Consider the following 7,286-nt stretch of genomic DNA (forward strand, 5'->3'; position numbering starts at 1 on the left):
CCCCCCGTCCCCACGGCGGCCGCCGCCCGGGACCCCCCGGCCATCTGGGTGCGCTGGCGCGGGTCGAGCACGTCGCGGAGGCCGTCGCCGAGCAGGTTGAAGCAGAGCACCGTCAGGAAGATCGCCATCCCCGGGAAGAACGCCAGCCACCAGGCCAGCTCGATGAACCCGCGCCCCTCGGCCAGCATCAGCCCCCACGAGGGGTTCGGCGGCTGGGTGCCCAGGCCGAGGAACGACAGCGCCGCCTCGGCCAGCACCGCGAACGCCAGGCTGATCGAGGTCTGCACGATGATCGGCGGGGCGGCGTTGGGCAGGATGTGGCGGGTCAGGATCCGCCAGTCCGAGGCCCCCACCGAGCGGGACGCCCGCACGTACACCTCCTCGCGCACGCCGAGCACGCTGGCGCGGGTGACCCGGGCGAAGATCGGCGTGTAGACGATGCCGATGGCCAGGGCGGTGTTGCCCGACCCCGGCCCCCGCACGGCCAGGACGGCGATCGCCAGCAGCACGGCCGGGAACGCGAAGAGCATGTCCATGAAGCGCATGAGGACGTCGTCGACCCACCTGCCGTAGTAGCCGGCGAGCAGGCCGATCAGGGTGCCGACGACGAGCGCGAAGCCGACCGCGAGGAAGCCCACCCGCAGCGACACCGAGGCGCCGAGGACGACCCGGCTCAGGATGTCGCGGCCGAGGTCGTCGGTGCCGAACGGGTGCTCCCAGCTCGGCGGCTGGAGCCGGTCGGTCACCGAGATCTCGTTGGCCCCCTGCGGCGCGAGGGCGTCGTCGAAGACCGCCACGACCACGATGAGCAGCAGCACCACCGAGGCGATCGCCGCGGTCGGGTTGTGCGCCAGCAGGCTCAGCGTCTCCCGCCAGCGCGGGCGGGCCGGCCGCAGCGTCGGCGCCGCGGGCTCCGCCTCCCGCTGCGGCGCCCCGCCCGGCGGCTCCTCCGGCGTCTCCGGTGACCGGCCGCCGTCCCGTCCCTGGGCGGGCGGGGGTCCCGGTGTCGGCTGGATGCTCATGGCAGCAGGCCTCGGCCGGATGTCGCCCGCAGGACTCGGCGGTGTCTCATCGGCGGATCCGGGGGTCGATGGCGGAGTAGAGCAGGTCGACGACCAGGTTGATGACCAGGAAGACCAGCGCGAACAGCAGGATCGCGCCCTGGAGCACCGGGTAGTCGCGCGCCTGGACCGCCTGCAGCGCGAGCTGCCCCAGCCCCGGCCACGAGAAGACGATCTCGACGACGACCACCCCCGAGAGCAGGTAGGCCAGCTGCACGCCGGTCACGGTGACCAGCGGCAGCAGGGCGTTGCGCAGGACGTGCCAGGTGAACACCTGCCGTGTGCCCAGCCCCTTGGCCTGCGCCGTCCGCACGTGGTCGGCGCCCAGGGCCTCGAGCACGCTGGACCGGACGAACCGGGTGATCACCGAGCCGGAGACCACGCCGGTGACCAGCGCCGGCATGAGCAGCCGCTGGAGCCAGGCGCCGGGGTCCTCGGTGAGCGGGACGTAGCCCCCCGAGGGCAGCCAGCCCAGCGTCCCGGCGAAGACGAGGATGAGCACGATGCCCATCCAGAAGTCGGGCACCGAGATGCCGAACTGGCTGATCACGGTGGCTACGCGGTCGACCAGCGACCGCGGGCGCAGCGCCGAGACCGTGCCCAGCGGGACGGCGATGAGCAGCGCCACGAGGATCGAGGCGAACGCCAGCGTCAGCGTGGCCGGCAGCCGCTCGCCGATCAGGGAGGTGACCGTCTCGCCGCTGCGGAAGCTCACCCCCAGGTCACCGGTGAGCGCCCGGCCGGTCCAGCCGAAGAACTGCTCGACCAGCGGCTGGTCCAGCCCCGACCGCTCGCGCAGGGCGTCGTAGCTCTCCTGGGAGAACCGGGTGCCCAGCGCGAGCCGCACCGGATCGCCCGGTACGAGGTGCACCAGGGCGAACACGATGACGCTCACCCCGGCGAGGACGACCGCGGACTGGCCGACCCGCCGGAGGACGTAGCCGGTCAGGGCAGCTCCACGCCTTCGAAGTTGATCGCCTTGTCGGCGCGGATCTCGTACCCGGAGAGCCCCGGCGCCCAGGCCTGCACGACGTCGGGGTTGTAGAGGTACAGGTAGGAGACGTCGTCGACGATCAGCGTCGCGGCCTGGTCGTAGAGCTCCTTGCGGGCGTCCTGGTCGGTCTCCGTGGAGGCCTGCGTGAGCAGCTCGTCGACCTGCGGGTTGCTGTAGCCCTGGAAGTTGCTGGAGCCGTCGGTGATGTGCTGGGCGTGGTAGAAGTCGAACGGGTCGATGTTGCCCAGCCAGCCCAGCATGAAGGCGTCGAAGTCACCCTGCGCCTGGCGGTCCAGCCAGGTCGCGAAGTCCACCGTCTGGACGTCCACGTCGACGCCGATCGGCTCCAGCTGGCTGGCGATGACCTGGGCGGCGGTGACGGTCTCGGGGAACTCGTCGGTGACCATCAGCCCCATCGTGATCGGCGTCTGGACGCCGGACTGCTCGATGAGCGACTGCGCCTCCTCCGCACTGGGCTCGAACGGCGCGTAGTCGAAGTAGAAGAAGCTGTCCTCGGGGATCGCGGTCTGGTTGGGCTGCGCCGCCCCGAACCGGGCCGCCTCGGTGACCGCCGCCCGGTCGACCGCGGTGGCGATCGCCTGGCGCACCTGCGGGTTGCCGAAGGGCTCCCGGTCGTAGTTCATGCTCATGTACCAGTAGTCGACGCTCGGCGTGGTGGCGAGCTCCACGGAGTCGTCGCCCCCGAGCGACTCGATCTGCTGCGGCGGGATGTTGTCGGTCCACTGCACCTCGCCGTTCTGCAGCGCGGTGAGCGCGGCGGCCGGCTCGGTGATGTAGCGGAACTCGACCCCGCCGATGCTCGGTGCGCCGCCCCAGTAGTCCTCGTACGCGGCGAGCTCGGTGCTGCTGGCGTCGGAGCTCTCCAGGGTGAACGGGCCGGTGCCGACCGCCTCGGTGGTGAGGTCGTACTCGTCGGCCGCGCCCTCGGGGAGGATCGCCATGCCCTTGAAGGCGCCGATCAGCGCGGGCAGGTTGGGCGTCGGCTGGCTGACGGTGATCTCGACGGTCTGCGGGTCGACGGCCTCGACGCTCTCCACGGTGGCGAACCGGTAGGCGTTGCTGAGCTCCTCGTCGATGATCCGGTTGTAGGAGTAGACGACGTCGGCCGCGTCGAACTCGCTGCCGTCGTGGAACGTGACGTCCTCGCGCAGGTTGAACGTCCAGGTGAGCCCGTCCTCGCTGACCTCCCAGTCGGTGGCCAGGCTGGGCTCCATCGTCAGGTCCTGCGCGTTCGGGACGACGAGGGTGTCGTACACGTTCTCCAGCACCTGGAAGCTCGGGTAGGCGCTGGTCACGTGCGGGTCGAACTGGTCGGGCTGGGCGCTGACGGCGGCCACCAGCACGTCGCCGCCGCCCCCGCCGCCGCCCCCGCCGGTGTCGACGCTCTCGCCGCCGCCGCTGCACGCGCTGAGGACGAGCGCACCGGCGGCGCCCAGGGTGATCGATCGGGTCGTGCGCACGGGAAGCTCCGGGGTCTGGGCAGGTCGTCCACCTCGACCTTGCTCCCGTATCCGCAGGTTGGCGACTCGGGCGCCGGGGATCGTTGCCGGTCCGTGACCCGCCGCTGGACGCGCGGTGGATGGTGATCCAGCTCACAATCAGGGCCCGACCGTCGTCCTGCGGAGGTGTCCGATGACCGACGTCCAGCCCGCGCACCGCGCCCGCGTCCCCCGCGACCGGGAGCACGACTACACCGACGAGATGGCGCACAAGCGGCAGGCCTTCGTCGCCGAGCAGACCGGCGCGGGGCTCGACCACGTCGGCCGCTACTCCATCGACCCCGCCCTGCTGCCCGGCAACATCGAGAACTTCACCGGCGTCGCCCAGGTGCCCCTGGGCCTGGCCGGGCCGCTCACCCTGCGGGGCGAGCACGCCCGGGGCGACTTCTTCGTGCCGATGGCCACGACCGAGGGCACGCTGGTGGCCAGCTACAACCGCGGGATGCGGGTGATCGCCGAGTGCGGCGGCGCCCGCACCACCGTCGTCGACGACCACATGCAGCGCGCGCCCGCCTTCATGTTCGACGACGCGCTGGCGGCCCGGGAGTTCGGCCGGTGGGTGGAGGAGAACACCGACGGCATCCGCGCGGCGGCCGAGGCCACGACCCGCTCGGGGCGGCTCACCTACATCGGCCAGCACCAGATCGGCCCGCTGCGCTACCTGCGCGTCAACTACACCACCGGGGACGCCGCCGGCCAGAACATGACCGGCAAGGCCACGCTCGCCGCGTGCGAGTGGATCCGCGAGAACCACCCCGACCACCCGCGGTACGTCCTCTCCGGCGCGATCGACACCGACAAGAAGCACTCGCAGATCAACATGCTGATGACGCGCGGGAAGCGCGTCGTCGCCGAGGTGACGATCCCCGACGAGGTGCTGCGCCGGCTCACCGGCGTCAGCACCCGGCAGCTGTTCGAGTACCGGCAGATCGGCATGGCGGGCGCCTTCATGTCCGGCGCGGCCTACAACGGCGCGCACGCCGCCAACGGGCTCACCGCGATGTTCATCGCCACCGGGCAGGACGCCGCCAACGTCGCCGAGTCGCACTCCGGCGTCACCTACACCCAGCTCCTGGAGAACGGCGACTACTACTGGTCGACGACGCTGACCTCGCTCATCGTCGCCACCTACGGCGGGGGCACCGGGCTGCCCACCCAGCGCGAGTGCCTCGAGGTGCTCGGCTGCTACGGCAGGGACAAGGTGCACAAGTTCGCCGAGATCTGCGCGGGGGTCGTGCTGGCCGGCGACATCTCGCTGACCTCGGCGATCCTGGCCGGGGACTGGGTGACCAGCCACGACGCCCTGGGCCGCAACCGGTAGCCGCGGGGTGGCGGCGGCCACCAGACTGCCCGGGTGGAGCTCACCTGCCGCCCCCTGACGCTGCACCTGCGCGACACGTTCACCATCGCCCGCTCGTCGGTGGACACCGAGGAGGTGCTCGTCGTCGAGGTGGACGACGGGGGCGTCCGCGGGCGCGGCGAGGGGGCGCCGGTGGCCTACTGGGGGGAGTCCGTGGCCGGGATGGCCGACGCCGTCGCCTCGGACGGGCCCGCGTTGCTCGGCGGTGACCTGCGCGACGTCGAGGGCATCGCCCGGAGGCTGCGCGCCTGGGACGGGCCGCAGGGGGCGAAGATGGCGCTCGACGGCGCGGTGCACGACTGGGTGGGCCGGCGCTACGGGCAGCCGGTGTGGCGGCTGCTGGGGCTCGACGGGGTGCTGCCGCCGACCAGCTTCACCATCGGGATCGCGCCCGTGGAGGAGACCGTCGCCCGGGTGCGGCGCGCTCCCGGTTTCGCCGTCTACAAGGTGAAGGTCGGCGGCCCGGGGGACCTGGAGCGGCTGGAGGCGATCCGCTCGGTCACCGGTGCCCGGCTGCGGATCGACGGCAACGAGGGGTGGACCTTCGACCAGGCCCGCGAGCTGCTGCCGCGGCTGCGGGAGCTGGGGGTGGAGATGGTCGAGCAGCCGTTCCCGGCCGCCGACCTGGACTCCTTCGCCCGCTACCGGGAGCTGCCCGACCGGCTGCCGGTCTACGTCGACGAGGGCTGCCGGGACCTCGCCTCGGTGCCCGCCGTCGCCGGATACGCGGACGGCATCGTGGTGAAGCTGGCCAAGTGCGGGGGCATCCGCGAGGCGCAGCGGATGCTGGCAGCGGCCGCGGCGCTGGACCTGCGGGTGATGCTCGGCTGCATGATCGAGTCCCCGCTCGGCATCGCCCAGGCCGCGCAGCTCGGGCCGCTGGCCGACCTGGTCGACCTCGACGCCCACCTGCTCATCTCGGACGAGCCCTTCACCGGCCTCGGGCTCGACGCGGGGCGGGTGGTGCTGCCCGACGCGCCGGGCCTGGGCGTCGAGCCGGCCGGGGGCCCGGCGTGAGCGGGGAGCGCCTGGCGGTGCTGACCGGGGGGCAGCTCGCCGAGTCCTACGCGAAGACCGCCCACGGGGTGCTCCGCTACGGCACCCGCGAGGTGGTGTGCGTGGTCGATGCGGCGCACACCGGGCGGCGGGCGGTCGACGTCGTCCCGTTCTGCGCGTCCCCCGCCCCCGTGGTCGCCGACGTGGCGGCCGCCCGGCAGCTCGGGGCGACGACGCTGCTGCTCGGCGTCGCCCCGCTCGGCGGCCGGCTGACCGCGGCCTGGCGGGAGGCGCTGCTGACCGCGCTGCGGCTGGGCATGCACGTCGAGGCCGGGCTGCACACCGACCTGCGGGCCGATCCGGAGCTCGCCGCCGCCGCCCGGGCGTCCGGCGTCGGGATCCGCGACCTGCGCGCGGTCCCCGACGACCTCGGGGTCCCGCTGGCCGGGCCGGTCGGTGCCCGCGTGGTGCACACGGTCGGGTCGGACTGCGCGATCGGGAAGATGAGCGTCGTCCTGGAGCTGGACCGGGCCGCCCGCGACCGCGGCCTGGGCTCGGTGTTCGTGGCCACCGGGCAGACCGGCGTGGCCATCGCGGGGTGGGGCATGGCGGTCGACCACGTGATCTCCGACTTCGTCGCCGGCGCGGCCGACCGGCTGGTGCGGGAGGGTGCGGCGCGCGGCGACCTGATCTGGCTGGAGGGGCAGGGCTCGATCTACCACCCGGCCTACTCCGGGGTGACCCTCGGCCTGCTGCACGGGTCCTCGGCGGACGCGCTGGTGCTGTGCCACCGGGCCGGGCGCACCGCGATCGCCGACTACCCGGGCACCGCCCTCCCGCCGCTGGCGGTGATCGTGCGCGACTACGAGCAGGCCGCGGGCTGGGTGCGCCCGGCCCGGGTCGCCGCCGTCGCGCTGAACACCGGGGGGCTCGACGACGCCGCCGCGCGGCGGGCGTTCGACGAGGCCGCGGCGGAGACCGGGCTGGTCACCGACGACGTCGTCCGCTCCGGCGCCGGGCGGGTGCTCGACGCCGTGCTGGCCGCGCTGGGCCCCGGCTGAGCGGGCGGCCGCCCGCCGAGCCCCGACCCGGCCGGCGGGCTCGCTCCCCGGAACCCGCGACACCTCCCGAGGGCAGTAGCGCTCTGCCCCGCCCGCGTGGGCAGAGCCCTACAACCGGGAGGGCCACACCGACCCCGGCCCGTCGCCGGTCGGGGCGCCCCGGGCGGGCCGGCCACGGCGCCGCCGGGAGCCCGCCTCAGCCTGAATCCACCGATTCGGAGTCGGTAGTGCAGGGGACGGTTTCTTGATCTTGGTTTCGGTGGGTGGGCGTGCGTGGGCCGGGACCTGGGTTTC

Annotated in this window: 6 protein-coding genes; 3 read left to right on the forward strand and 3 right to left on the reverse strand. The window is 73.5% G+C overall.

The window, feature by feature from the left end; all coding sequences use genetic code 11:
- The 3 genes from E9565_RS21050 to E9565_RS21060 form a co-directional block, all read right to left on the reverse strand.
- Nucleotides 1-1,022, reverse strand: a 1,022-nt coding sequence (locus E9565_RS21050; protein WP_236836661.1) for an ABC transporter permease, incomplete at its 3' end; no start/stop codon positions are given.
- A 46-nt stretch (nucleotides 1,023-1,068) separates the two neighbouring features.
- Complete coding sequence (locus tag E9565_RS21055; protein ID WP_255714706.1) at nucleotides 1,069-2,010, reverse strand: ABC transporter permease; 942 nt, start codon at nucleotides 2,008-2,010, stop codon at nucleotides 1,069-1,071.
- Nucleotides 2,007-3,536, reverse strand: coding sequence for an ABC transporter substrate-binding protein (locus tag E9565_RS21060; protein ID WP_236836662.1), 1,530 nt, complete (start codon nucleotides 3,534-3,536; stop codon nucleotides 2,007-2,009). The genes E9565_RS21055 and E9565_RS21060 overlap by 4 nt, the downstream gene beginning before the upstream one ends.
- Nucleotides 3,537-3,708: 172 nt before the next feature.
- Between E9565_RS21060 and E9565_RS21065 the strand changes: the two genes are divergently transcribed.
- Genes E9565_RS21065 through E9565_RS21075 form a run of 3 tightly spaced genes read left to right on the forward strand, consistent with a single transcriptional unit; the run spans nucleotide 3,709 to nucleotide 6,992 of the window.
- A complete protein-coding gene (locus E9565_RS21065) occupies nucleotides 3,709-4,896 on the forward strand; it encodes a hydroxymethylglutaryl-CoA reductase (protein ID WP_236833442.1) in 1,188 nt (395 codons plus the stop codon).
- A 33-nt stretch (nucleotides 4,897-4,929) separates the two neighbouring features.
- A complete protein-coding gene (locus E9565_RS21070) occupies nucleotides 4,930-5,952 on the forward strand; it encodes a dipeptide epimerase (RefSeq protein WP_236827869.1) in 1,023 nt (340 codons plus the stop codon).
- The gene (locus E9565_RS21075; RefSeq protein WP_236827868.1) at nucleotides 5,949-6,992 is read left to right on the forward strand and encodes a DUF1611 domain-containing protein; all 1,044 of its coding nucleotides are present in this window, start codon (nucleotides 5,949-5,951) and stop codon (nucleotides 6,990-6,992) included. The genes E9565_RS21070 and E9565_RS21075 overlap by 4 nt, the downstream gene beginning before the upstream one ends.
- Nucleotides 6,993-7,286: the final 294 nt, after the last annotated feature.

The sequence above is a fragment of the Blastococcus sp. KM273129 genome (assembly GCF_021698995.1).
Classification (GTDB): domain Bacteria; phylum Actinomycetota; class Actinomycetes; order Mycobacteriales; family Geodermatophilaceae; genus Blastococcus.